28 protein-coding genes are annotated in these 22993 nt (G+C 67.2%); 14 read left to right on the plus strand and 14 right to left on the minus strand.

The window, feature by feature from the left end:
* Positions 1 to 135: 135 nt before the first annotated feature.
* From ACFVV0_RS02040 to ACFVV0_RS02060, 5 genes are all read right to left on the minus strand, one after another.
* Positions 136 to 573, minus strand: a complete 438-nt coding sequence (locus tag ACFVV0_RS02040; RefSeq protein WP_387057555.1) for a MarR family winged helix-turn-helix transcriptional regulator — start codon at positions 571 to 573, stop codon at positions 136 to 138.
* 40 nt (positions 574 to 613) lie between these two features.
* Complete coding sequence (locus tag ACFVV0_RS02045) at positions 614 to 862, minus strand: DUF6458 family protein (protein WP_387057557.1); 249 nt, start codon at positions 860 to 862, stop codon at positions 614 to 616.
* 74 nt (positions 863 to 936) lie between these two features.
* The gene (locus ACFVV0_RS02050; protein ID WP_387057559.1) at positions 937 to 1752 is read right to left on the minus strand and encodes a shikimate 5-dehydrogenase; all 816 of its coding nucleotides are present in this window, start codon (positions 1750 to 1752) and stop codon (positions 937 to 939) included.
* 28 nt (positions 1753 to 1780) lie between these two features.
* A complete protein-coding gene (locus tag ACFVV0_RS02055) occupies positions 1781 to 2617 on the minus strand; it encodes an amidohydrolase family protein (protein WP_387057561.1) in 837 nt (278 codons plus the stop codon).
* Between the two features lie 3 nt (positions 2618 to 2620).
* Complete coding sequence (locus ACFVV0_RS02060; RefSeq protein ID WP_387059425.1) at positions 2621 to 3973, minus strand: alpha-L-fucosidase; 1353 nt, start codon at positions 3971 to 3973, stop codon at positions 2621 to 2623.
* Between the two features lie 124 nt (positions 3974 to 4097).
* On the opposite strand from ACFVV0_RS02060, the gene ACFVV0_RS02065 reads away from it, so the two are divergent.
* From ACFVV0_RS02065 to ACFVV0_RS02085, 5 genes are all read left to right on the plus strand, one after another.
* Complete coding sequence (locus ACFVV0_RS02065) at positions 4098 to 5114, plus strand: aldo/keto reductase (protein ID WP_387057563.1); 1017 nt, start codon at positions 4098 to 4100, stop codon at positions 5112 to 5114.
* A gap of 62 nt (positions 5115 to 5176) precedes the next feature.
* Positions 5177 to 5887 carry a GntR family transcriptional regulator gene (locus ACFVV0_RS02070; RefSeq protein ID WP_387057565.1) on the plus strand — a complete coding sequence of 237 codons (711 nt, stop codon included), beginning with the start codon at positions 5177 to 5179 and terminating at the stop codon, positions 5885 to 5887.
* A 68-nt stretch (positions 5888 to 5955) separates the two neighbouring features.
* A complete protein-coding gene (locus ACFVV0_RS02075) occupies positions 5956 to 6342 on the plus strand; it encodes a hypothetical protein (protein ID WP_387057567.1) in 387 nt (128 codons plus the stop codon).
* 80 nt (positions 6343 to 6422) lie between these two features.
* Entirely contained in the window at positions 6423 to 6791 is a 369-nt protein-coding gene (locus tag ACFVV0_RS02080) for a hypothetical protein (protein ID WP_387057569.1), read from the plus strand.
* A gap of 7 nt (positions 6792 to 6798) precedes the next feature.
* A complete protein-coding gene (locus tag ACFVV0_RS02085; RefSeq protein WP_387059428.1) occupies positions 6799 to 7425 on the plus strand; it encodes a TetR/AcrR family transcriptional regulator in 627 nt (208 codons plus the stop codon).
* Positions 7426 to 7442: 17 nt separating this feature from the next.
* Here the strand turns inward: ACFVV0_RS02085 and ACFVV0_RS02090 are convergent, their stop codons facing one another.
* Complete coding sequence (locus ACFVV0_RS02090) at positions 7443 to 7763, minus strand: nuclear transport factor 2 family protein (protein ID WP_387059431.1); 321 nt, start codon at positions 7761 to 7763, stop codon at positions 7443 to 7445.
* A 123-nt stretch (positions 7764 to 7886) separates the two neighbouring features.
* On the opposite strand from ACFVV0_RS02090, the gene ACFVV0_RS02095 reads away from it, so the two are divergent.
* On the plus strand, positions 7887 to 8804 hold the full coding sequence (locus tag ACFVV0_RS02095) for an NADP-dependent oxidoreductase (RefSeq protein ID WP_387057571.1): 918 nt from the start codon (positions 7887 to 7889) through the stop codon (positions 8802 to 8804).
* A gap of 41 nt (positions 8805 to 8845) precedes the next feature.
* Positions 8846 to 9319, plus strand: a complete 474-nt coding sequence (locus tag ACFVV0_RS02100) for a GNAT family N-acetyltransferase (RefSeq protein ID WP_387057573.1) — start codon at positions 8846 to 8848, stop codon at positions 9317 to 9319.
* On the opposite strand, the gene ACFVV0_RS02105 is transcribed toward ACFVV0_RS02100, so the two are convergent.
* Positions 9302 to 10207 carry an arginase family protein gene (locus tag ACFVV0_RS02105; RefSeq protein WP_387057575.1) on the minus strand — a complete coding sequence of 302 codons (906 nt, stop codon included), beginning with the start codon at positions 10205 to 10207 and terminating at the stop codon, positions 9302 to 9304. The genes ACFVV0_RS02100 and ACFVV0_RS02105 overlap by 18 nt on opposite strands.
* A 143-nt stretch (positions 10208 to 10350) precedes the next feature.
* Between ACFVV0_RS02105 and ACFVV0_RS02110 the strand changes: the two genes are divergently transcribed.
* Positions 10351 to 11643, plus strand: a complete 1293-nt coding sequence (locus ACFVV0_RS02110) for an enolase C-terminal domain-like protein (protein ID WP_387057577.1) — start codon at positions 10351 to 10353, stop codon at positions 11641 to 11643.
* Between the two features lie 49 nt (positions 11644 to 11692).
* Here ACFVV0_RS02110 and ACFVV0_RS02115 read toward each other — a convergent pair whose 3' ends face one another.
* Positions 11693 to 12448 (minus strand): SDR family NAD(P)-dependent oxidoreductase, encoded by a 756-nt coding sequence (locus tag ACFVV0_RS02115; RefSeq protein WP_387057580.1) that lies wholly within the window; start codon positions 12446 to 12448, stop codon positions 11693 to 11695.
* A gap of 18 nt (positions 12449 to 12466) precedes the next feature.
* Positions 12467 to 13321 (minus strand): fumarylacetoacetate hydrolase family protein, encoded by an 855-nt coding sequence (locus tag ACFVV0_RS02120; protein WP_387057582.1) that lies wholly within the window; start codon positions 13319 to 13321, stop codon positions 12467 to 12469.
* A gap of 75 nt (positions 13322 to 13396) precedes the next feature.
* Here ACFVV0_RS02120 and ACFVV0_RS02125 point away from each other — a divergent pair, with 75 nt between their 5' ends.
* The 5 genes from ACFVV0_RS02125 (at position 13397) to ACFVV0_RS02145 (ending at position 19208) form a co-directional block, all read left to right on the plus strand.
* Entirely contained in the window at positions 13397 to 13741 is a 345-nt protein-coding gene (locus ACFVV0_RS02125) for an L-rhamnose mutarotase (RefSeq protein ID WP_387057584.1), read from the plus strand.
* 86 nt (positions 13742 to 13827) lie between these two features.
* Positions 13828 to 15018 carry an ROK family transcriptional regulator gene (locus tag ACFVV0_RS02130; protein WP_387057586.1) on the plus strand — a complete coding sequence of 397 codons (1191 nt, stop codon included), beginning with the start codon at positions 13828 to 13830 and terminating at the stop codon, positions 15016 to 15018.
* A gap of 143 nt (positions 15019 to 15161) precedes the next feature.
* A complete protein-coding gene (mmsA, locus tag ACFVV0_RS02135; RefSeq protein WP_387059434.1) occupies positions 15162 to 16709 on the plus strand; it encodes a multiple monosaccharide ABC transporter ATP-binding protein in 1548 nt (515 codons plus the stop codon).
* Complete coding sequence (mmsB, locus tag ACFVV0_RS02140; RefSeq protein WP_387057588.1) at positions 16709 to 18058, plus strand: multiple monosaccharide ABC transporter permease; 1350 nt, start codon at positions 16709 to 16711, stop codon at positions 18056 to 18058. The genes mmsA and mmsB overlap by 1 nt, the downstream gene beginning before the upstream one ends.
* A gap of 55 nt (positions 18059 to 18113) precedes the next feature.
* Entirely contained in the window at positions 18114 to 19208 is a 1095-nt protein-coding gene (locus tag ACFVV0_RS02145; protein WP_387057590.1) for a substrate-binding domain-containing protein, read from the plus strand.
* Between the two features lie 185 nt (positions 19209 to 19393).
* Here ACFVV0_RS02145 and ACFVV0_RS02150 read toward each other — a convergent pair whose 3' ends face one another.
* Positions 19394 to 20050, minus strand: coding sequence for a GntR family transcriptional regulator (locus ACFVV0_RS02150; protein ID WP_387057592.1), 657 nt, complete (start codon positions 20048 to 20050; stop codon positions 19394 to 19396).
* A gap of 181 nt (positions 20051 to 20231) precedes the next feature.
* On the opposite strand from ACFVV0_RS02150, the gene ACFVV0_RS02155 reads away from it, so the two are divergent.
* A complete protein-coding gene (locus tag ACFVV0_RS02155) occupies positions 20232 to 20903 on the plus strand; it encodes a GntR family transcriptional regulator (protein ID WP_387057595.1) in 672 nt (223 codons plus the stop codon).
* Here the strand turns inward: ACFVV0_RS02155 and ACFVV0_RS02160 are convergent.
* The 4 genes from ACFVV0_RS02160 to ACFVV0_RS02175 form a co-directional block, all read right to left on the minus strand.
* Positions 20900 to 21280 carry a hypothetical protein gene (locus ACFVV0_RS02160; protein ID WP_387057597.1) on the minus strand — a complete coding sequence of 127 codons (381 nt, stop codon included), beginning with the start codon at positions 21278 to 21280 and terminating at the stop codon, positions 20900 to 20902. The two genes, ACFVV0_RS02155 and ACFVV0_RS02160, sit on opposite strands and share 4 nt — an antisense overlap.
* An 82-nt stretch (positions 21281 to 21362) precedes the next feature.
* The gene (locus ACFVV0_RS02165; protein ID WP_387057599.1) at positions 21363 to 21668 is read right to left on the minus strand and encodes an AzlD domain-containing protein; all 306 of its coding nucleotides are present in this window, start codon (positions 21666 to 21668) and stop codon (positions 21363 to 21365) included.
* Positions 21665 to 22399 carry an AzlC family ABC transporter permease gene (locus ACFVV0_RS02170; protein ID WP_387057601.1) on the minus strand — a complete coding sequence of 245 codons (735 nt, stop codon included), beginning with the start codon at positions 22397 to 22399 and terminating at the stop codon, positions 21665 to 21667. The genes ACFVV0_RS02165 and ACFVV0_RS02170 overlap by 4 nt, the downstream gene beginning before the upstream one ends.
* A gap of 40 nt (positions 22400 to 22439) precedes the next feature.
* Positions 22440 to 22985 carry a TetR/AcrR family transcriptional regulator gene (locus tag ACFVV0_RS02175; RefSeq protein WP_387057603.1) on the minus strand — a complete coding sequence of 182 codons (546 nt, stop codon included), beginning with the start codon at positions 22983 to 22985 and terminating at the stop codon, positions 22440 to 22442.
* Positions 22986 to 22993: the final 8 nt, after the last annotated feature.

The raw sequence follows: 22993 nt of genomic DNA on the forward strand, positions 1-22993 counted from the left end.
CGGCGCACCGTGCCCGATCTGCGGCCAGCCGATGACGGCGCACACAGTCGCGCGCCCCGGTGGCCAGCGTGACGCCACCCGGCTGATCTGCCCGACGGACGCACCGTCGGAGCCCCGCGCCGCGGCGTAACCGCCTCAGGGGGTTCGCAGGGCGGCACCGATGATCGCGTGCAGGCTCTCCCGCAGATTCTCCAGATCCGACACAGGCAGGCCGAGGCGATCGACGATCTGGTGCGGGATGCGCTCGGCCTCCGCTCGGAGCGCTCGCCCCGCATCCGTCAGCGTGACTTCGAGCAGGCGTTCATCGCTCGAGCTCCGCTTGCGTTCGAGGTAGCCGGTAACCTCGAGGCGTTTCAGCAGCGGTGAGAGCGTCGCCGGCTCCAGCTGGAGCGCCTCGCTCAGATCTTTCACCGAGCGCGGGGAGCGTTCCCAGAGCGCCAGCATCACCAGGTACTGGGGATGCGTGAGCGAGAGCGGTTCGAGCACCGGACGGTAGAGCGCGATGACGCTGCGCGCCGCGACAGCGAGGCCGAAACACACCTGGTTCTCCAGGGCGAGCAGGTCATCGGACATCCGGTCATTCTACCGAGCGGATGTGGGAGTTCGGCGGGTGTCAGAGATCGTCGCTTTGACGGCGCTCGTCGATCTGCTGACCGGTGGCGGGGTCGACGCCGCGGCGCGTGGTCACGGTCGACGAGCGCCGCCGGAGCGTCAGGATGAGAGAGATCACGAACACCACGAAGCCGGCGCCCATGAGGATGTAGCCCACGAGCTTCAGGTCGATCCATGCCACCTGAACGTTCAGGGCGAAGGCGAGGATCAGGCCGACCACGAAAATGAAGATGCCACTGCCGATTCCCATCGCTGGGCTCCCTTCCACGGAGTTGCCGCTCAGAGTACACGCAGCCGTGACGTCGCCGGCTATTCGGTCGCCACCTACTCCGCCCGCGAGAACTCCGACGCGCGCGCGACCTGGTCGGCGGTGAGGGGGACCCCCGTGTAGCGCTCGAACTGGCGCGCCGCCTGCAGGGCGATCACCTCGGCTCCGGTGAGCAGGTGTTTGCCTGCCGCTCGCCCGGCTGCGATCAGCGGCGTCTCGGAGGGGAACGCGACGACGTCGAAGACAGTCGAGGCGCGGTCGATGTGCTCGGGGCTGAACGAGAGGGCCGACTCGCTGTCGCCGCGCATCCCGAGCGGGGTCACATTGACGATGAGATCGAAGTCGGGTGCAGGGTCTTCGGCGACCCAGCCGTAGTCGTAGCGCTCTGCCAGCGCCGCTCCGGCCTCGGCGTTGCGAGCGACGATCGTGAGATCGTCGAAGCCGGCACCGCGGAAAGCGGCGACGACCGCCTTGGCCATGCCGCCGGAACCGCGCAGCAGAACGCGCTGGCCGGGGTCGACCTCGCGTTCGGCGAGCAGCCCGGCGACCGCTTCGTAGTCGGTGTTCGACGCGGTCAGCACGCCATCGTCGTTGACGACGGTATTGACCGATTCGATCGCCAGCGCAGACGGCTCCATCACGTCGACGAGCGGGATGATCGCCTCCTTGAACGGCATCGACACCGAGCATCCACGGATGCCGAGCGCCCGGATGCCGCGCACGGCGCCTTCGAGGTCGGTCGTCGTGAAGGCCTTGTAGATGAAGTTGAGGCCGAGCTCGTCGTAGAGGAAGTTGTGGAACCGGGTTCCGATGTTGCTGGGACGGGCGGCCAGGGACATGCAGACCTGCATGTCCTTGTTCAGGATGGGCATGCACCCATCTTCGCAGGGATCGTCCGGGTCAGCTCAGGCGGTAGGCGGAGCTGCTCGCTCCGCCGAACACGCTCGCGCGCTCTGTCGCGGAGAGCCCATGGACGAGCTCGTTCGCGGTCTCCCAGGTCTCCGCGTACGTGCCGGCGAGGGTCGAGACCGGCCAGTCGCCGCCGAACATCACGCGCTCGGGGCCGAATACGTCGAGGGCGTGATCGACGAAGGGTCGCAGGCTCTGCGCATCCGCCTGCCCGGATGGGCCCAGCGTCGTGAGCCCCGAGAGCTTGGCGAAGACGTTCGGATGCGCGGCCAGCCGTGACGTCAGCGTCCACCACGGCTCCGGGTCGGCCGCTCCGACGGGAGGTGTGCCGAGGTGGTCGATCACCAGCCGCAGCGATGGCAGCTCGGCTGCAAGTGCGAGCGCGTGCTCGAGGTGCCGGGGGAGAACGCCGATCACGTCGAAGGCGAGCCCTCGGTCGGCGAGCAGCGCGAGCGACGTGCGAACGGCATCCTGTGCCAGCCAGTCGGGGTCCGACTCGTCGTGGATGAGGTGGCGTACGCCCACGAATGACGGATGCGCTGCCCACTCGTCGAGCGCCGCGGCCGCCCTCCGCGGGTCGAGCAGGTCGATCCAGGCGACGACACCGGCCACCCGGTCCTCGTTCTCGGCCACCGCGAACATCGCTTCGGAATCTTCGGCGGAGTTCGTCGCCTGCACGAGGACGACGCGGTCGACGCCCGCCTGCTCCAGCTGGGGCCGCGCCTCGTCGAACGAGAAGGTGCGGTGGATCGGCCCCAGGGCTTCGGTGAGCCAGGGGTAGGAGACCCGATCCAGGTCCCAGAGGTGCAGGTGAGCGTCGACCGTCACGGGTCAGGCCTTCAGCTCGAACCGGACGAGGGTGGGTCCGGCGACCTCCGGGGCCGGCAGCGTCAGGCGGACGACGTCGCCGTCGCGGTCGGCGGCGACCGGAGTGCCGTCGGCCAGGCGGGCGGTGCTGGCGAGAACCGCGTCCGAGACGCCATCGAGGGAGACCTCGCCGCTCGCAGTGATGAACGCATTGGCCGTGTCGCCGGTGCGCGTCCAGCGCAGCCAGGGGGCGTCGTCGGTGGTGGACGGAGCGGCGATGGATGCGTCCAGCGTCGTCGACCCGAACACCGCCTCCCCGTTCACGGCGTTCCACGCTGCCAGGTGCTCGAGGGTCCGGCGCTGCAGCTCGGGAACCGTCCCCGACGCGGTGAGTCCCACATTGAGCAGGAGGTTGCCGCCGCGGGAGACGATGTCGACGAACGTCTTGACCGCATCCGGCCCGCTGAGCAGGTGGGTCTCGTCTTCGAGGGTGTTGTGGCCGAACGAGAAGCCGATGCCCCGGCAGTTCTCCCAGCCTCCGCCGCTCTCGACGCTGAGCCCGTTCTGGTACTCGCTCGTGCGGATGTCCCAGTGCGTCTCGCCCCAGCGGTCGTTGGAGACGCCGTCGGGCGTCTGCGCGTAGAACTTGTCGAACAGGTTCTCCATGCTGAACGGTCCGGACGGTTTGCCCGCATCGGGCCACTCGATGTCGCCCCAGAGGATGTCGGGGGCGTAGCGGTCGAGCAGGTCGTCGACGTGCTTGTACGCGTACTCGGCGTACGCCGCGTCGACCGGGCGACCGAATTCCTGGGCGTCGTCAATAATGGCGGGCAGCTTGGAGAAGTTCCAGTCGAGGCCGCCGGAGTAGTAGACGCCGAACCGGAGTCCCGCATCCCGGGTCGCCTTCTCGAATGCGCCGACCAGGTCGCGCCGGGGGCCGCGGGCGACGGTGTTGCGCCCGTCGGATCCGGGTGCGTCCCAGAGGGTCACCCCGTCGTGGTGCTTGGTGGTGGGCACGAAATAGCCGGCCCCGGTGCTCTTGACCAGGGCGATGAACTCGTCGGGATCGAACTCGCTCGGATCCCACTGGTCGATGAAGTCGTCGTACGGGGCGCCGCCGAACGCGTCGCGCTGATGCTGCGCCGCGGGGCTGTCCTCGATGCGGATCGTGTTGAAGTACCACTCGGCATACGGGTTGTGCTTGAACCAGTACCGCGTCTCGATGGTGCCGAGCTCGCCGATCGGTTCGGCCCAGGCGGGAACCGAGTATGGTCCCCAGTGCACGAAGATGCCGAGCTTGGCGTCGGTGAACCATTGCGGGACGTCGCGCTCGAAGCGCTGGTAGTTCTCGGGGCGGACGGGGTCGTCTTTGAACATGGCCACGTGCGAGAGTCTCCTTCTTCGTCGAATGGATTGTGGGATGCATCCCCGGCCTTATCCTATAGGCAATAGCATTGCTTGGGATAGGCTTGCTCACAACGACCACTCAAAGGACGGTGCTGTGACCGATACGAACAGTGTGGACGAGCTCAGAGCCTACGGCCGTGCGGGCCTCACCGTCGGGCCGATCGGCTACGGTGTCGCCGCGCTCGGCAATCTGTACCGGGCGATGCCGGCCGACGTGTGGCCCGGATGCGTGCCCGCCGCCTGGGACGCCGGCGTTCAATACTTCGACGTCGCCCCCCACTACGGGCTGGGTCTCGCGGAGGAGCGTCTCGGCGGCTCACTGCGCAACATGCCGCGCGAGGAATACGTGCTGTCGACGAAGGTCGGGAGGCTGATCGAGCCTAATCCGGACTACCGCCCCGGCGATACGGACATCGACAACCTGTTCGATGTGTCCACGACCCGCCGCCGCCGGTTCGACTTCTCTCGCGACGGTGTTCTCCGCTCGGTCGAGGACAGCCTCACCCGGCTCGGACTCGACCGCATCGACGTGCTGCTCGTGCACGATCCCGACGAGCACGAGCGCGAAGCTCTCGACGGCGCCTTTCCCGCGCTCGAGGAGCTGCGGTCGCAGGGGGTGATCAGGTCGTACGGTGCGGGCATGAACCAGTCGGCGATGCTCACGCGGTTCGTGGAGCAGACCGACCTCGACATCGTGATGTGCGCCGGCAGGTACACCCTGCTCGACCAGGGCGCAGAGCGGGATCTGCTTCCGGCCGCCGCCGCCAGGGGAGTGTCGGTGGCCGTCGCCGCGGTGTTCAACTCGGGCATCCTGGCGACGGAGCGGCCACCCGCCGAAGCGACGTACGACTACGGCAGGGCACCGCTGGAACTCATAGCCCGCACGGAGCGGATCGCGGACATCGCCGCCGGATACGGTGCGACCGTCCCGCAGCTCGCCGTGCAGTTTCCGCGGCGGCACCCGTCGGTATCCACGGTCGTGCTCGGCGCCGATTCGGCCGCGCAGATCACTCGCAATGCGGGGCTCGGCGATGTTCCGGTCCCTGACGATCTCTGGCGCGAACTCGAGGACGCCGGGCTGATCGCGCGACTGTCGACGGAGGGCCCGTGATGGAATCCTCTACCCGGTACCCTCTTTCCTTTCGTTTCCCTGACTAGACCTACTATTTCCTCATGAGTATCGAACCAGCAGACGGCGCACGCTTCCTTCCCGCTCGCAGGGCGCTCGCCGACGACGTCTATGACGCGGTGCTCGCTCTGCTCATGGATCAGGTGATCGAGCCTGGCAGCCGCGCCAGCATCGACGGCATCGCCCGCCAGCTGAACGTCTCGCCCACCCCCGTGCGCGAGGCTTTGGCCCGGCTCGAATCGGAGGGCCTCGTGATCAAGCAGGCGCTCAAGGGCTACACCGCGGCACCCGTTCTCGACAGCGAGGGGCTGCGGCAGCTCTTCGAGATGCGACTCCTGATGGAGCCGTACGCCACCCGCAATGCGGTCGGCGAGCTCACCCCCGACACCCTCAACGAGCTGGAAGAGGTCTGCAACGCAATGCACCGCAGTGGTGCCGCGGCCCGGGCCGGCGAGGACCGGTACAAGGACTACAAGGAGTTCGCCGACCAGGACGCGGCCTTCCACCGCATCATCGCCGAGCACTCGGGCAATCTGCTGCTCTCGGATGCGATCGCGCGCCTCCGGTCGCACATGCACCAGTACCGCATCTACTTCAAGCACGGCGTCGTCGACGAGACCTCAGGCGAGCACGAGGCCGTTCTCGAAGCGCTGCGCCGGGGCGACGGGGCGGCGGCCGAGAAGGCGATGCTCGATCACATCACGAAGTCGTACAACCGCATCTCGGCGAGCCTGGAGTCATCGAGCGATACCTGATCGCAGCGCCAGCCCGTTGCGCGGCGGTGGGCGTCGGCAGACTCGGCATCATGATTATGGTTTTAGTCATGGCAGAGATTTCCTGGGTTGTCGATCCGGTAACCCAGATCGAGCTGCTAGTGCCTGAGTGGACGACCCCTGAGAGTGTCATCGAGCGTGCGGCGCGACACCGGGCCGGGCGCCTTTTGGACATCAGGCTACTTGTGGAATGGGGTGTTGGCTGGCCCGTCTGGGGGGTCGTCGGCGGCGAGATCGACGCAGAGACGTTAGGTCTGAGCAAGGAACTTCAAGACGAACTCCTGCAATGGACATCCTTTCGGGAACATCATCTGAATATCACTTCGGGGTGGTCCTCAAGTGCCGATCAGGACACCTGGATGCGTCGTGGCCACGAGCTTGAAGAGTGGCTTCAACGTGAAGCATGGGACATTGCCGACGTGCGGCGCGAGTTCTGACCGCGCGACCGCTGCGGCCCGTAGGAGAACTAGTCTATTCTGGACTAGATCGTCCAGTTTTACGGATCGGGGATACCGACATGACAAGCAAGAAGCCCAAGGCTCGACAGACCTTTCCTGTCATGGACGGTGCCGGCCCGGCGCCGCGTGCAGATCAGATCGCCGGGATCGTGCAACGTGTCTGGTCGGAGTCGCGGCTCTACAGCGAAGACGTCGAACCCCTCCTCACGGAGTGGCTCGCTGTTGCCGGATGCGAGGTCAGAGAAGAGGAATTCGCACTGCTGCTCTCCAAGGCGCGCAGCGAGTTCGAGCGCGTTGCGACAGTGAGAGAGGGAGGCGAGGCGGCCCACTGCCCCGCCCACGACCTCGTCCAGTGCCTCTACTGGGACGTTCAGCGCCTCGAGAGCGACGGCCGTCAGTCGGGGGCGACCGCCTCGCAAGTAACATGAACTCGTGATGACGATCGCCGACTCGACCACGGGCAGGCGCCTGACGGCGCGTGGTGCGCTGACGCGGGCGAGGATCGTCACGGCAGCTGCCGACCTGATGTACGTGCAGGGGGTCGGGTCCACCACGCTCGATGACGTGGTTGCGGCGAGTGGCGTGAGCAAGTCGCAGTTGTACCATCACTTCGCGGGCAAGGACGCGGTGGTGCGCGCCGTCATCGACCTCATGGGCGAGCGTGTCATCCAACGTGAACGCGATGCTCTCGGCCACGTCTCGACGTTCGCGGGACTGCGACGCTGGCGGGATGCGCTCGTGCAGAACAACGCCCTGCGGCATGGCGCTTACGGTTGCGCGCTCGGATCCCTCGCCACCGAGGTCGCCGATCACGACGAGGTCGCGCGCCAGGCGCTGTCGGCGCTCTTCACCGAATGGCAGGGACTGCTGACAGGCGTGTTGCGCAGGCTTCAGGACAACGGTGCGCTTGCTCCCGAGGTGTCGATCGACCAGCTCGCGACCGGACTCATGGGCGCCCTCCAGGGTGGGTACATGCTGGCTCAGACTGAACGCGATGTCGCACCGATGGCAACGTCAATCGACATGGCGCTCGCCTATATCGAGAGCCTCTCGGTTCGCTGAGCCCAGTCCGGGTTCGGTCAGGCGCCGGGAGCGATCGCGCAGGCTGAGATGCAGACCCAGACGCCGTCGCGCTTCTGATACGCGTCCGTGAACAGAGCCTCCTGCACCGAGCCGTCACTGAGCAGGGTGTATCTGGCGCGGCCGTGGATCAGCGCGACATCGCCGAGCACCCGGATCCTGGACTCGATCAGAGCGAGGTCCTTGAAGGGGCGTGGCTTGGCGATGTACTCGAGGTACTCGTCGCGATTCCGGGTGACACCCGGCGTCTGCACGATGAAGTCTTCTGCGAGGAACTCGCTGAAGCGTGTGGCATCGCTGGCCTGGTCCGCCCGGACGATTTAGTCCAGATTAGATGATCCGCCATCATTCGCCAAAGCTCGCATCTCGTCCACGTCTGGACTTTCGCGTCCAATTCGTGTTTAGGATGTGATCACACGAGATTCGATACAGGGAGGTGCCTCATGAAGGCGATTGTGGTGACGGATCAGGCCGCGGGAACGGCAGGGATGAAGCTGGTGGAACGTCCTGAGCCGCGATCGGCGATCAACGATGTCATCGTCGAGGTCCACGCATCCGGATTCGTTCCGACCGAGGTCGACTGGCCGTCAACGTGGACCGATCGAGCCGGCCAGAACAGAGCGCCGTCGATCCTCGGACACGAGGTGGCCGGGGTGGTCACCGCCCTCGGCTACGGCACCACCGGGCTGTCCATCGGGCAGCGGGTATTCGGAATCTCGGACTGGCACCGCAACGGCACCCTGGCCGAGTATGTGGCGATCGAGTCGCGCAATCTCGCGCCGCTGCCGGGCGATGTCGATTTCACGGTGGGCGCGAGCCTGCCGATCTCGGGCCTCACGGCCTGGCAGGGGTTGTTCGATCACGGCCGTCTGAGGTCGGGACAGACCGTCCTCGCGCATGGTGCGGCCGGCGCGGTCGGGACGATGGTCACCCAGCTCGCGCGCGAGGCGGGCGCCTATGTCATCGGTACGGGACGTGCCGCCGACCGTCAGAAGGCACTCGACTTCGGTGCGCACGAGTTCGTCGACCTCGACAACGACACCCTCGAAGACGTCGGCGGGGTCGATCTGGTCTTCGACGTCATCGGGGGCGGCATCCAGGAGCGGTCCGCGGGCATGATCCGGGCGGGAGGAACGCTCGTGACCGTGACCGGACTGGCCGACGCGCGGCCCGAGGAGGGGCGGGCGGTCGACTTCGTCGTCGAATCCGTTCCCGCTCAACTGGTCGAGATCGTCCAACGGATTCGGGATGGTCGGCTGCGGACGAACATCGGCACCGTCGCGAGTCTCGACGACGCTGTGGCCGCCCTCAACCCGACCGGACGACGCAACGGGAAGACGATCATCAGCGTTCGTCCGTGACCACGTAGCACCAGATGAGCAATCAGCAAAGGAACAGCCCCATGACTTCGTCCACCGAGCCGATCCGCGACGACTTCGAATACCCCGACGAGGCCGGATACCCAGACGGAGTGGGCACCCTCAGCCAGGATCAGGCCGTCCTGATCGACGAGGTGACCGACGATCCGCATGCCCCGGCATTCGAATTCGCCGTCGTCAACGACGAGAAGACCAGCAGCTATTCGGCCATCGTCGGCGACACCGAGATCGCCGGCCTGCCGTACAACGTCGCCGGCGACGACCGACTCGTGCTGCTCGCCACCTCGGTGTTCCCGGAGTTCCGTCAGCAGGGAATCGCCACCGAGCTGATCCGACGCGTCCTCGACGATGTGCGCGCGCACGGGAAGACGGTCACCGTCATGTGCCCGATCGTGCGCGCCTTCATCGAGCGCAACCCGGAGTACCTCGATCTCGTCGACACGGTCCATCCCGGAGCCGGCGCTCACCCCCGCCTGGAATCAGAGAGCCCGAGCTAGGGCGTCGACGAACCGGTCGATCGCGCGGGACTCGCCGACCGATCGAGTCGGATTGAGTTCACCGACGGACAGCACCCGAAAGCGCGGGTCGCGGCACAGCACCGCGAGCGCCTCGGCAGCCTCGGCGAGGGCCGGCCCGCTGTTCCGCCCGCCTGTGTCCTCGGCGAGCGGTGCGTCGGTGAAGTCGAGCACGTCGACATCGAGGTGGACCGCGAGTGGGCCGGGACCGTAGGCGGCGAGGGCGCTCTCCGCGGCCGCGCGAGGGTCGGCGGCCACCTGCGTGCCCGTCGTCACCGACAGTCCGAGGGTGTCCCGGATGCGCCGCTCACCGCCCGTCGTCGCCGCCGGATCGACTCCGAACAGGTGCACGCGGTCGGGCGTGAGCACGGGCGTCGTCCGCAGCGCATCCCGGAGCTCGCGTACGATGCCGGGCACGTCGAGCAGGTGGGCGAGCCCCATCCAGTCGAGCGCTCCATCCGTCGTCGTCTCGGGGGTGTTCAGGTCGGAGTGACGGTCCATGTACACCAGCCCCGCATCCGGAGCCCGCGCGGTCAGGGCGCTCATGACGCCGAGCGCCACCAGGCAGCTGCCCCCGAGCACGAGCACGTGCGCGCCGTCGTCGAGGGCTTCGCCCACCCGCGCGTCGACGTCGGTCACGGAGGCGATGACCTGGCCGACGTTCTGGGCGAGCGGATGCGCGGCATCCGGGGCCCAGACCTGCAGCGGTCCGTCCCCGCCGTCGGTGACGTCGTGGCCGCGCTCGCGGAGGCGCTCCACGATGCCGCGCTCGCGCAGCACGCGCGGCGCCTGCTCCTGTCCGGCCGCGTAGCTCCCGGCGCTCGAGGGCGCGCCCACCACCACGATCCTGCGCCTGCCCGCCATGCCCATATCCTGCTCCTCCTCGGACCTATGCGCACTCGATCCGAGTGGTCCACCGCAGCAGATCGCACGTTCCGCTGGCGCACGTCTACCTATATCCAATAGGATGTTGGTTGCGGGTTCCCGCGACGATGAAGTGGAAAGGGCGTCGAGTGAGCACAGTCACCGGTTTCGAGACTCTGGATGTGCGGTTCGAGACATCCGCCATGCTCGACGGCTCCGACGCGATGAACCCCGACCCCGACTACTCGACGGCCTACCTGCGGATGACGACGGATGCGGGCGACGGCCACGAGGGCCACGCCTTCGTCTTCACGATCGGCCGCGGCAACGACGTGCAGGTCGCCGCGATCGAAGCCGTCGCGCACAGAGTGCTCGGACGCGACGTCGAGGCGATCCTCGGCGATCTCGGCGGCTTCTGGCGCGAGTTCGTCTACGACTCCCAGTTGCGCTGGCTCGGGCCCGAGAAGGGCGTGATGCACATGGCGATCGGCGCCGTCGTGAACGCCTTCTGGGACCTGAAGGCCAAGCGCGCCGGCCTCCCGCTCTGGCAGCTGCTCGCGCGGATGTCGCCCGAAGAGCTCGTCGACCTGGTCGACTTCCGGTACCTGAGCGACGCGCTCACGCGCGAGGACGCACTGAGCATCCTCCGGGCGGCGGTGCCGGGCCGCGCCGAACGCGAGGCGTCCCTGCTCGCCCTCGGCTATCCGGCGTACACGACCACTCCCGGTTGGCTCGGCTACTCCGATGACAAGCTGCGGCGTCTCGCCCGCGAGGCGGCCGACGAAGGGTTCGGCCAGATCAAGCTGAAGGTCGGCGACCGGCTCGACGATGATGTGCGACGGATGCGCATCGCGCGCGAGACCGTCGGCCCGGGCATCCGCATCGCCATCGACGCCAACCAGCGCTGGGACCGCGATCAGGCGATCGAGTGGATCCGCGCGCTCGAGCCATTCGATCTGGCCTGGGTCGAGGAGCCGACCAGCCCCGACGATGTGCTCGCCCACGCGGCCATCGCACGCGAGGTCGCCCCCGTGCGCATCGCCACCGGCGAGCACGGGGCGAACCGGGTGCTCTTCAAGCAGCTGCTGCAGGCGGAGGCCGTGTCGATCGTGCAGATCGACTCGACCCGGGTCGCCGGGGTCAACGAGAACCTGGCGATTCTGCTGCTGGCCGCGAAGTTCGGCGTCCCGGTCTGTCCGCACGCCGGCGGAGTGGGACTGTGCGAGGCCGTGCAGCATTTCTCGATGTTCGACTTCGTGGCCGTCTCGGGCACAGAGGAGGATCGGATGATCGAGTACACGAAGCACCTCCACGAGCACTTCGTCGCTCCGGTCGAGGTGCACGGCGGCCGCTACCGCGCGCCGCTCACGCCGGGGATCGGCATGGAGATGCTGCCCGAATCCCTCGCGCAGCACCAGTTCGTCGAGCCCGCGCTGCGCTGAATCGGGCGCAGCGCGGGGCGTTCAGCGACGGAGCACCGTCGCGCCGCGTTCAGTCGCCCGGGCGGGGGCGGAGGGTGTGCATTCCGCCGTCGATGGCGAGGATGACACCGTTGGTGCTGCCGGAAGTGGGAGAGGCGAGGTAGGCGACGGCTTCGGCGACTTCGTGGGGTTGGACGAGGCGTCCGCTGGGCTGGCGGGCTTCGAGGGCGGCGCGTTCGGCTTCGGGGTCGGTGGCGCTGTCGAGGAGGCGGCTGACCCAGGGGGTGTCGGCGGTGCCGGGTGCGACGGCGTTGACGCGGATGCCGTGCGGCAGGCAGTCGGTGGCGAGTGCAAGAGTCATGGCCGAGATGGCGCCCTTGGATGCGGAGTAGAGCACGCGCTGGGGGAGGCCGGTCCAGGCGGCGATGGAGCTGGTGAGGACGATGGCGGGTGCGCTGGAGGTTTTGAGGTGGGGGATGGCGTGCCGGATGGTGCGGGCCGAGCCGATGACGTTGACGTTGAGCACGCGCATCCACTCGGCGTCGTCGTTGGCCTCGATGTCGCCTTGGGCGCCGATCCCGGCGTTGGCGATCACGATGTCGAGGTGGCCGGCATCGGCGACGAGCGCGTCGATCGCCGCTCGCACGCTGGTGTCGTCGCCGATGTCGCAGCGGATGCCGGTGTGCGGCGCCGCGACGGTGTCGGCGTCGAGGTCGAGGCAGTAGACGCGGGCGCCCTGCTCGTTCAGTTCGTCCGCGATCGCCTTGCCGAGACCGGACGCGCCGCCGGTCACGGCGGCGACAAGTCCGTGGAATCTCTGTGTCATCCGGTTCTCCCTTGTCTGTCAGGCGGTGGCGGCGCGCATGGTTGCGCGTTGTTCGCCGAGTCGGTCGATGCCGAGTTCGACGATGTCGCCGTTCTCGAGGTAGGGGAACCGGCCGGAGAGAGCGACGCCCTCCGGGGTTCCGGTGTTGATCAGGTCACCGGGTTCCAGCACGGTGAACTGGCTGAGCCGGTACACGATCTGCGCGACGTTGAAGATCAGGTCGCTGGTGGTGGAGTCCTGGCGTGGCTGACCGTTGACTGTGGACCAGAGTCTGAGGCCGGAGCCGTCGCCGACCTGGCCTGCGGGCAGGAGCCAGGGGCCGAGCGGGTTGAACGTCTCGAAGCTCTTGCCCTTGCTCCACTGACCGCCGGAGCGTTCGAGCTGGTAGTCGCGTTCGGACACGTCGTTGGCGATCGTGTACCCGGCGATGTGCGCCAGCGCCTCCTCGGGCGACGCGAGATACCGGGCACGCCGGCCGATCACCACCGCGAGCTCGACCTCCCAATCGGTCGTCGCCGAGCCCGGCGGAATCATGATGTCGTCGTAGGGGCCGATGACCGTGTTCGGGTGCTTGTAGAACACCACGATGTCGCTGGGCGGCTGTGAGCCGGACTCCCGGGCGTGCGCGGCGTAGTTCATCCCGATACAGATCACCGCCGCCGGGCGCGCGATCGGCGCACCCACACGCATCCCGGAACCATCGAAACCGGCCAGCTCACCCGCCGCGGCCGCCACCTCCGCCCGCTCGAGGCCACCGGATGCGAAGAAGGCGCCATCGAGATCGGCCGTCAACGACCGCAGGTCCCACACCACGTCACCATCGCTCACCACCGGGACCTCTGCCCCGGGCTCGCCCAACCGCATGAAACGCATCGAGAGTCCTTCCGCTCGCCACGGCAACCCTATTACTATTTCCTATAGCATCCCAAGACTCAGCGAGGAGAATCCATGCGCGTCGCCCTGCATTCCGTGCTGCGAGAGGGCCGGGAAACCGGCTATCTGGAGGCGCACACCGCCATTCCGGACGAGCTCGCCGAGTCGTTCGAGCGGGTCGGCATCCACGACTGGAGCATCTGGCGCAGCGGCCCGGACCTCTTCCACCTGGTCGACTGCGACGACTTCGCAGGGGCGATGGATGCGCTCGACACCGACCCCGCCAACCAGCGCTGGCAGGCCTTCATCGGCCAGTACGTCGACCATTTCGTGACCACCGGCGACGGCCCCGACGGCATGGTCCTGGATCGCGTCTGGAACCTGGCCCGGCAGCGCGACGGAGCGGACCCCGCTTTCTGAATCGGATCTGAGTGAACCCCGTGCGGGGGTGGAACGCATGTGTTCACAACTTGACTACAACAGTCGGATATTGCACTCTTATCGCTATGACCGCCACTTCGGGTTCTCTCGTCCGTGGCGCACCGAACCCCGGGTCGCAAGGCGCGCTGAGGCACTTGAACCAGGAGCGGCTCTTCGAGTTCCTCCTGTCCAACGGCCCATCGACCCAGGCGGAGCTTGCGCGCGGAACGGGGCTCTCCACCGCCACCGTCTCGAACATCGTTCGCGATATGGCGGCCAAAGGCGTGGTGGCGACCTCGCCGGTCAACAGCTCCGGTCGGCGTGCGCTGCTCGTGCGGCTCACCGACACCGGGGACATCGCGGTTGGCGTCGACTTCGGTCGTCGCCACGTGCGCATCGTGCTCGCGACGCTCGGCTACGAGGTGCTCGCCGAGGAGTCCGTCGTGCTCCCGCTCGGCTACGACGTGAGCGAGAGCCTGCACGCGGCCGCCGGTCTGCTCGACCGGTTGCTCGAAGCCAATGGATTCGAGCGGCAGGCGGTGCTCGCCGTCGGCGTGGGCGTGCCCGGTCCGATCGATCGTCGGACGGGGACGGTCATCCAGGGAGCGATCCTCCCGGAGTGGGTGGGTGTCAACCTGCGCGACCTCGAGGATGCGTTCCACTTCCCGGTCGTGGTCGACAACGACGCGAATCTCGGCGCGCTCGCGGAGGTCACCTGGGGACAGAACCGCGGCATCCGAAACCTCATCTTCGTGAAGATCGGGACGGGGATCGGCGCGGGTCTCATCCTGAACGGGCAGCCGTACTACGGGTACCTCGGGATCACCGGCGAACTCGGGCACACACCGGTCGCCGAGCACGGCATCATCTGCCGGTGCGGCAACCGCGGCTGCCTGGAGACCGTGGCCTCGACGACGGTGATGCTCGACTCGCTGAGCCGCGGGTCCGGAACGACCGTGAGCACGGCCGACATCGTCGCCGGCGGCCTCGCCCGCGACCCGGCGACCCTGCGAGTGGTGGGGGATGCGGGCGCCGCGATCGGCAAGGCCATCGCCAATATCGCGAACATCATCAACCCCGAGATCGTCTTGATCGGAGGGCCGCTCTCCGGGCTGGGCGACACGCTGCTCGACCCGATCCGGCACGGAATCATGCAGAACGCCATCCCGGCGATCGGTGAGACGACGACGATCAGGATGTCGTCGCTCGGCGACCGCGCGGAGTCGCTCGGGGCCGCCGCGATCGTCATCCAGAGCGCGATCGCCGCCCACGACTGATCCGCGGAATAGCGGCACCCGTCAAGTCGTTACCAGGTCGTTGTGTTCACTATTTGACGCCAAGACCGCACTTAGCGTTTACTACTTAGGCAGATAGTTCGAAGCAGAGCACCATGAAACAGAGCAATTACGAAGGAGCGACGATGTCGTCGAACGCAGTCATCCTGGAGATGCGCGAGATCACCAAGGAGTTCCCTGGGGTCAAGGCGCTCGAGGATGTCGCCCTCACCGTTCGGGCCGACGAGATCCACGCGATCTGCGGCGAGAACGGTGCAGGAAAATCCACCCTGATGAAGGTCCTGTCGGGTGTCTACCCGTACGGCACCTACACCGGTGACATCATCTACCAGGGCGAGGAGATGCGGTTCAAGGACATCCGCTCCAGCGAGCGGGCCGGGATCGTCATCATCCACCAGGAGCTGGCGCTCATCCCGGAGCTCTCGATCACCGAGAACATCTTTCTCGGCAACGAGCCCGGCCGGTTCGGCGTCATCAACTGGGGGGAAGCCAAGACGCGCGCCACCGAGCTGCTCGCTCGAGTCGGCCTCACCGACGACCCCGACACCCAGATCAAGAACATCGGCGTCGGCAAGCAGCAGCTCGTCGAGATCGCCAAGGCGCTCAACAAGTCGGTCAAGCTGCTCATCCTCGACGAGCCGACCGCGGCGCTCAACGAGGCGGAGTCCAGCCACCTGCTCGACCTCATCCTGGGGCTGAAGAGCAAGGGCATCAGCTCGATCATGATCTCCCACAAGCTCAACGAGATCGAGCGCGTCGCCGACGAGATCACGATCATCCGCGACGGCCGCACGATCGAGACGCTCAACGTGAAGGAAGACGGCGTCGACGAAGACCGCATCATCCGCGGGATGGTCGGCCGCACGCTCGAGAGCCGCTTCCCCGAGCACACGCCGAACATCGGCGAGAAGTTCTTCGAGGTGAAGAACTGGGTGGTGCAGCACCCCCAGGTCACCGACCGCCTCGTCGTCAAGAACTCCAGCTTCTACGTGCGCAGGGGCGAGATCGTCGGCTTCGCCGGCCTCATGGGCGCGGGTCGCACGGAGCTCGCGATGAGCGTCTTCGGCCGGTCGTACGGCACCTTCATCTCGGGCGAGATCTACAAGGACGGCAAAGAGATCCAGGTCCGCAACGTCAGCGAGGCGATCGACGAGGGCATGGCCTACGTCAGCGAGGACCGCAAGGTCCTCGGCCTCAACCTGCTCGACGACATCAAGCAGTCGATCGTCGCCGCGAAGCTCAAGAAGATCTCCAAGTTCAACGTCGTCAACGACGAAGAGGAATACGCGTTCGCCGAGCAGTACCGCAAGAGCCTCCGGATCAAGACGCCCGATGTCGACCGCGGCGTCAGCACCCTGTCGGGCGGCAACCAGCAGAAGGTCGTTCTGGCCAAGTGGATGTTCACCGACCCCGACCTGCTCATCCTCGACGAGCCGACCCGCGGCATCGACGTCGGAGCCAAGTACGAGATCTACGGGATCATCCAGGCGCTCGCCGCGTCGGGCAAGGGCGTCATCGTCATCTCGTCCGAGCTCCCCGAGCTCCTCGGCATCGCCGACCGCATCTACACGATCTTCGAAGGCCAGATCACGAATGAGCTGCCGGCCTCCGAAGCCGACCCAGAGACACTCCTGAGAAGCATGACATCCGCCAAGAAGAGGGTTGCCCGATAATGACCACACAGATTCCCGAAACGAAGAAGTCCGGGGGTATCCGCGACCTCGGCAAGATGTTCGGCGGCGGCCAGTCCACCGGGCGCCAGTTCGGCATCCTCGGCGCCCTGGTCGTCATCATCATCCTGTTCGAGATCCTGACCGGCGGCAAGACGCTCGAGCCGGTCAACCTCATCAACATGGTCAACCAGAACGCCTACGTCCTGATCCTGGCCATCGGCATGGTGATGGTGATCATCGCCGGTCACATCGACCTGTCGGTCGGTTCGGTGGCGGCCCTGGTCGGCATCATCGTCGCGAAGGCGATGCAGGACTGGAACCTGCCTTGGCCGTTCGCGATCATCCTGGGCCTGCTCGTGGGCTGCGCGATCGGCGCCTGGCAGGGCTGGTGGGTCGCCTACGTGGGCGTCCCCGCGTTCATCGTGACGCTGGCCGGCATGCTCATCTTCCGTGGGCTCAACCAGGCCGTCGGTAACGCAAACACCATCCCGGTCCCCGACGGCTTCACTTACATCGGCGGCGGATTCCTTCCCGACTGGGGCCCCGACTTCGGCTACAACAACTCGACCCTGCTGCTCGGTCTGATCATCGCCGTCGTCATCGCCGTCGCCGAGTGGCGCAAGCGTCGCACCCAGACCAAGATGGGCTCCGAGAAGGCGCCGCTCTGGGTGAGCGTCTTCAAGGTGGTCGTGATCGACGCGGTCGTCATCTACGCGGCGTTCCTGTTCGCCGGAGGCCGCATCGGCACCAGCTTCCCTGTGTCGGGCGTCATCCTCGGCATCCTCGTGATCCTCTACTCGTTCATCACCCGCAGCACGATCTTCGGTCGCCACATCTACGCGGTCGGCGGCAACTGGCACGCGGCGGAGCTCTCCGGCGTCAAGATCAAGCGCATCAACTTCTTCGTCATGATGAACATGTCGGTGCTCGCGGCGCTCGCCGGAATGATCTCGGTCGCCCGCTCGATCTCGTCCGGTCCTCAGGACGGTCTCGGCTGGGAGCTCGACGCGATCGCCGCCGTGTTCATCGGTGGTGCCGCGGTGTCCGGTGGTATCGGAACCGTCGCCGGCTCCATCATCGGTGGTCTGGTCATCGCCGTCCTCAACAACGGCCTGCAGCTGCTCAGCGTCTCCTCCGACCGAGTCCTGATCATCAAGGGCCTCGTGCTCCTGGTGGCCGTCGGCATCGACGTCTACAGCAAGCGAAGCGGAGGCGCCTCGCTGATAAGCCGCTTCAGTCGAAAGCCGCCGGCGTCGGAGGGTGCGCTCGTCGACCAGTCCTCCCCGCTCCCGACCGGTGACGCGGCCGAGGCCTCCTCGCGTCCGCCGGCCGTCACCCCCAACAACTGAACTTCGTTTCCTGCACCATCCCTGCACCATCCATAAAGAGAAAGTGAAAGAACACATGCGCAAAATCGCAATCGCGACAGTGGCCGTCGCTGCTGCCGCCGCGCTCGCCCTCTCCGGCTGCTCCAGCCGTGGCTCCGGAGGCGAGACCTCCGGTGCCGCCGGCTTCGACAAGGGATCAACCATCGGCGTCGCCCTTCCGACTAAGACGTCGGAGAACTGGGTTCTCGCCGGTGACCTGTTCACCAACGGCCTGAAGGACGCCGGCTTCAAGGGCGACGTCCAGTACGCCGGTGCCTCCGGTGCCGTCGCCGACCAGCAGAGCCAGATCCAGTCGATGATCACCAACGGCGCCAAGGTCGTCATCATCGGTGCCGTCGACGGTGGCCAGCTCGCCGCTCAGGCGAAGGCAGCCCACGACGCCGGAGCGACCGTCATCGCCTACGACCGCCTGATCCTCAACTCGCCGAACGTCGACTACTACGTCGCGTACGACAACGAGAAGGTCGGCGAACTGCAGGGCCAGGCCCTGCTCGACGGCATGAAGGCCAAGTACCCGGACGCCAAGACCTACAACATCGAGCTGTTCTCGGGTTCGCCCGACGACGCGAACTCGAAGGTCTTCTTCGACGGCGCCATGAAGATCCTGCAGCCGAAGATCGACGACGGCACCCTCAAGGTCGTCTCCGGTCAGACCGACATCAAGCAGACCGCAACCCAGGGCTGGCTGCCGGCAAACGCGCAGACCCGCATGGACACCCTGCTCGCATCGAACTACGGTTCGACCGAGCTGAACGGTGTGCTGTCGCCGAACGACACCCTCGCTCGCGCGATCATCACCTCGGTCCAGGGCGCTGGCAAGCCGGTCCCGATCGTCACCGGTCAGGACTCGGAGCCGGAGTCGGTCAAGTCGATCATGGCCGGTGTGCAGTACTCGACCATCAACAAGGACACCCGCAACCTGGTCAAGCAGGCCATCGCCATGGTCACCGACCTGCAGCAGGGCAAGAAGCCTGAGACGAACGACGACAAGTCGTACGACAACGGCGTGAAGGTCGTTCCGGCCTTCCTGCTCAAGCCGGTCATCGTCACCAAGGAGAACGCGGCCGAGGCGTACGCCAACGACCCGACCCTTGAGCCGCTGACCAAGTAGTCACACCCAGCACAAAGCAGCACCCGAAAGGGCCGGCCCTCTGATGAGGTCCGGCCCTTTCTTTCTGGCCCCCCAGATCCCCCGTTTCCCCCGTGCGAAGATCTGGTCCCACGGTATCCGCGCCGCCGAACCCCGAGCATCCGGGCTGGCACGGATCTTTCGTCGCCGGCCGATGCGCCCCCACGTCAACTCGGCGCGGGCAGGGACGCCACGAGCCTGGTCACATACGTGTCGATGTGAGCGGCGGCGGCGATGCCGTCTTCGGCCTTCACCGCCACGACGAGCTGCGTGAGGAAGTCGCGGAGGCGGCCGAGGTCCATGTGGCCGCCGACGAGCTTGCGCGCGAGCCGGTGCACCTGCGGGAGAACGTTGACGAGGGCACGATGGCGTGCGGGATTGCCGTCGAGAAGCACGCAGGTGGTGACGAGGTGCTCGAAGACCTGCACGACTCGGACGACGTCTGCGCTGCGGGCGGCGTCGATCAGGCTGTCGGCGATCTCGACGACGAGGTCCGCGTCGTCGTCGTCCCAGTAGGCGAGGCGCCGGCGCACGGCACCCGACCACAGATCGCCCGCGACTTCGACCGCTCCTCGCACGCCGACGATGTCGAACGGGGCCACGCGCGTGTAGCGGTTGCGCTCCATCTCGACGAGACCTTGCCCCATCAGACGGTCGAGCGCGTGCCGGATGGGCGTGCGTGAGATCCCGAGCCAATCGACCAGTTCGGTGTCTCGCAGGCGCTCGCCCGGCTGGAGTGTTCCGTCGAGAATGGCTGCCTCGATTCGGACGTACGCCTCGTCGGAGAGGGAGACACGGGCGACATGATCGGTCGGCATCGGCATGGGAGTCCTTCGGCTGGGTCGGGTTGTCAGCAGCTCCGGTCCGCTGCTAAACTAATATATATTACACACAAGTGTGTTCATTCCAGCCATCCTTCGGGTATCCGGTTCGAGCGCGACGGGCACGCCTCCGCTCGCCGGCGATCGACCGATCGCACCCGTTTCGCTCCATCAAGGAAGATCCATGACAATCGACGAGACCTCGACTCTGCACGCACGGACAACGATGCGGGGAGTCGATCGTCGGCTGCTGCGCAACGACGTCTATGAGCTGCTGCTCGAGCGCATCCTCACCGGGGGGTTCTCTCCGGGCGAGCGCCTCAAGGATGCGCAGCTGACCGACTGGCTGCTGGTCTCCCGCACTCCGGTGCGCGAGGCGCTCAGCAGGCTCGCCGTGGTCGGCCTCGTGACGTCGGCGCCCAACCGGTACACGCTGGTCGCGCCGCTCGCCCCCGGTGACATCGCCGACGCGCTCGGCATCCTGCGCGTGCTCTACCCGGATGCGGTCGCCTCGGCGATCGCCCGGCTGTCCGGTGACCTCGAGATCGAGTACGACCTGCTCGCCGCCCGGCTCGACCGGGACCCGCTGCTGCACCCGGTCGAGATGCTGCGGCGCGTGCTCGGCCTGCTGCTCGGCTCGATCGAGAACCGTGTGCTCGCCGAGACGATCGAGTCGGTGCAGCTGCGCGTGCTGCGGTATCTCTACGTGAGCGAGCATTCCGCGCGCATCGTCACGAACGAGCGTGTGGCGAAGATCGCCGGGGCTCTGGGTGCGCGAGGTGACGACGCCGTCGTCATCATGCTCGACCTGTTCGAGGAGATCAGCGCACTCGTCGAGCGCGATGCACGAAACTAACTGACCCCGGGCTGAGGCTCCGCGGCGCGGCGGCGAACTGCTGCACGGTAGAACCGCACCATCTCGGCGGCAGGCGGGCGCTCGCGGGCCATCGTCCCCGCATCCGTGCGCTTGGCAGCCAGGTGGTGGCGCCACGATTCGTAGGCGCACCGGTGATCCCACCCGGCAGCGGCAGCGGACTCGAGGGTTCGGCACCAGCCGATCAGCTCCCTGCCCTCCGACCGCCGCGCCCAGGTGACGACCCGGAACCAGATCTCCGGATGATTCGGGTCGCCGAACGCGAACCTGCGCACCACGGCGTACGGCTCGCCCGCGGCTCCTTGGCGAAGCACCCACTCGGACGGTTGCGCATTGACGACGGGGTGCCACGGGGCCACTGCTCTCCTCGACTCGATCGGCAGCCCGGCCCGCTGCATTTCACAGAGTACGAACCGCCTCCGACACCGAGGCGGCGGCCCGCTACGTGAAGAGTCGGATGAGGGCGGCGACGAGAGCCGCCACCGGAACGACCACGATGAACGGGACGCGGAGCGCGTAGAGGCCCGCCGCGATCGCGACGGCCGGGAGCCGCGCATCCACGTCGAGTGCCTGGCCGGCGCCGAAGGTCTGCACACAGATGAGCGCGGCGAGCAGGGCTGCGGTGAGCAGGTCGCTCACGCGGGCGACGGTCGGATGGTCGAGCGCCTTCGGCGGCACGAGCCACCCAGCGACCTTGAGGCCGAGCACGATGATCGAGCCGAGCAGGATGATGTTCCAGGTCGTCACGGTTCCACCTCCCGCTCCATAGGGATGGCTTCCGGATGCGGTGGATCCGTGCGCCGCCCGAACAGGTTGAGCACCCCGATCAGGATGGCGACGGCCGCCGCGGCGAGCACGGGAAGCCCGGGCGTGAGGAACGGCGTGAGCAGCGTGGCCACGAACCCGGCAGCCACCGCGACCGCCTGCGTCTGGCGGGTCTTGAGCCGGGGCCAGAGGAGGCCGAGGAACGCGGCCGCGGCAGCCGCATCCAGTCCGTAGGCCTTGACGTCGCCGATGAGGTTGCCGAGCAGTGCGCCGGCGAGGGTGGTGAGGTTCCAGCCGATGTAGACGACGAGGCCCGTCGTCCAGAAGCCGATGCGTTGCGCCCGGGGCTCCTGCTGGGCTGTGGCGACGGCGGTCGACTCATCGATGGTGAGCTGGGCGGCGGCCGCGCGGCGCCAGAAGCCCGGACCGATGACGCGGGAGAGCCGCAGGGCGTAGAAGGAGTTGCGCACGCCGAGCAGGGCTGCGCCCGCGATCGCCGAGCCCCCGGCAGCGGCGCCGCCCGACGCGAGCACGCCGATCAGGGCGAATTGCGAACCGCCGCTGAACATGACGAGGCTCAGCACGCAGGCCTGCCACACATCGAGTCCGGATGCTGTGGCCAGCGCCCCGAACGACACACCGTATGCGGCCGTCGCGATCCCGACCGCCCACCCCGAGCGTGCAGCTGCGCGCTCCTCGGGGGTTCGGGTCATCCGACCATCCTCCGGGGCCCGCCGGCCGTCACGCAACCCGTCAGGCGAAGAGCCGCGCGACGAGGTGCTCGGCGGTGTCGTCGTCGAGCGTCCACGGCTGGAAGATGACGCGGTAGATGATCGGCGCGACCACGTGGTCGACGATGTCGTCGGGGGTGATGCCGGTGGCATCCGATCGCTGGACGAACATGGCGGCTTCCGCCCGGCGGTTGCGCAGGCAGTCGGAGGTGCGCTCGCCGGCGTTCGCCGCACCGCCGCGCAGCAGGGCCGCGTTGACGGGCTTGCGGTAGTGGGTGACGATCTCGCGGGCCCAGTCAGTGAGGTCGCCCTGCAGGGTTCCGCTCGCCGGCAGGGGTCGGTCGGGCTCGAGCCGGTACGTGGCGATGTCGTTGATGAGTGTGGGCAGGTCGCCCCAGCGGCGGTAGATGCTGGTCGGGTTGACGCCCGCTCGTTCGGCGATCATCGGAACGGTGACGCGTTCGCTGCCTCGCTCTTTCACGAGCTCTTCGACAGCGGTGCGCACGTTGTGGATGACCGCGGCGCTTCGTCCGCCCGTCCTCTTCGACGGTGTGGTCGTTGATTCCATGTCCACCA

It is taken from the genome of Leifsonia sp. NPDC058230 (assembly GCF_042882245.1).
In the GTDB taxonomy this organism is placed as follows: domain Bacteria; phylum Actinomycetota; class Actinomycetes; order Actinomycetales; family Microbacteriaceae; genus Leifsonia.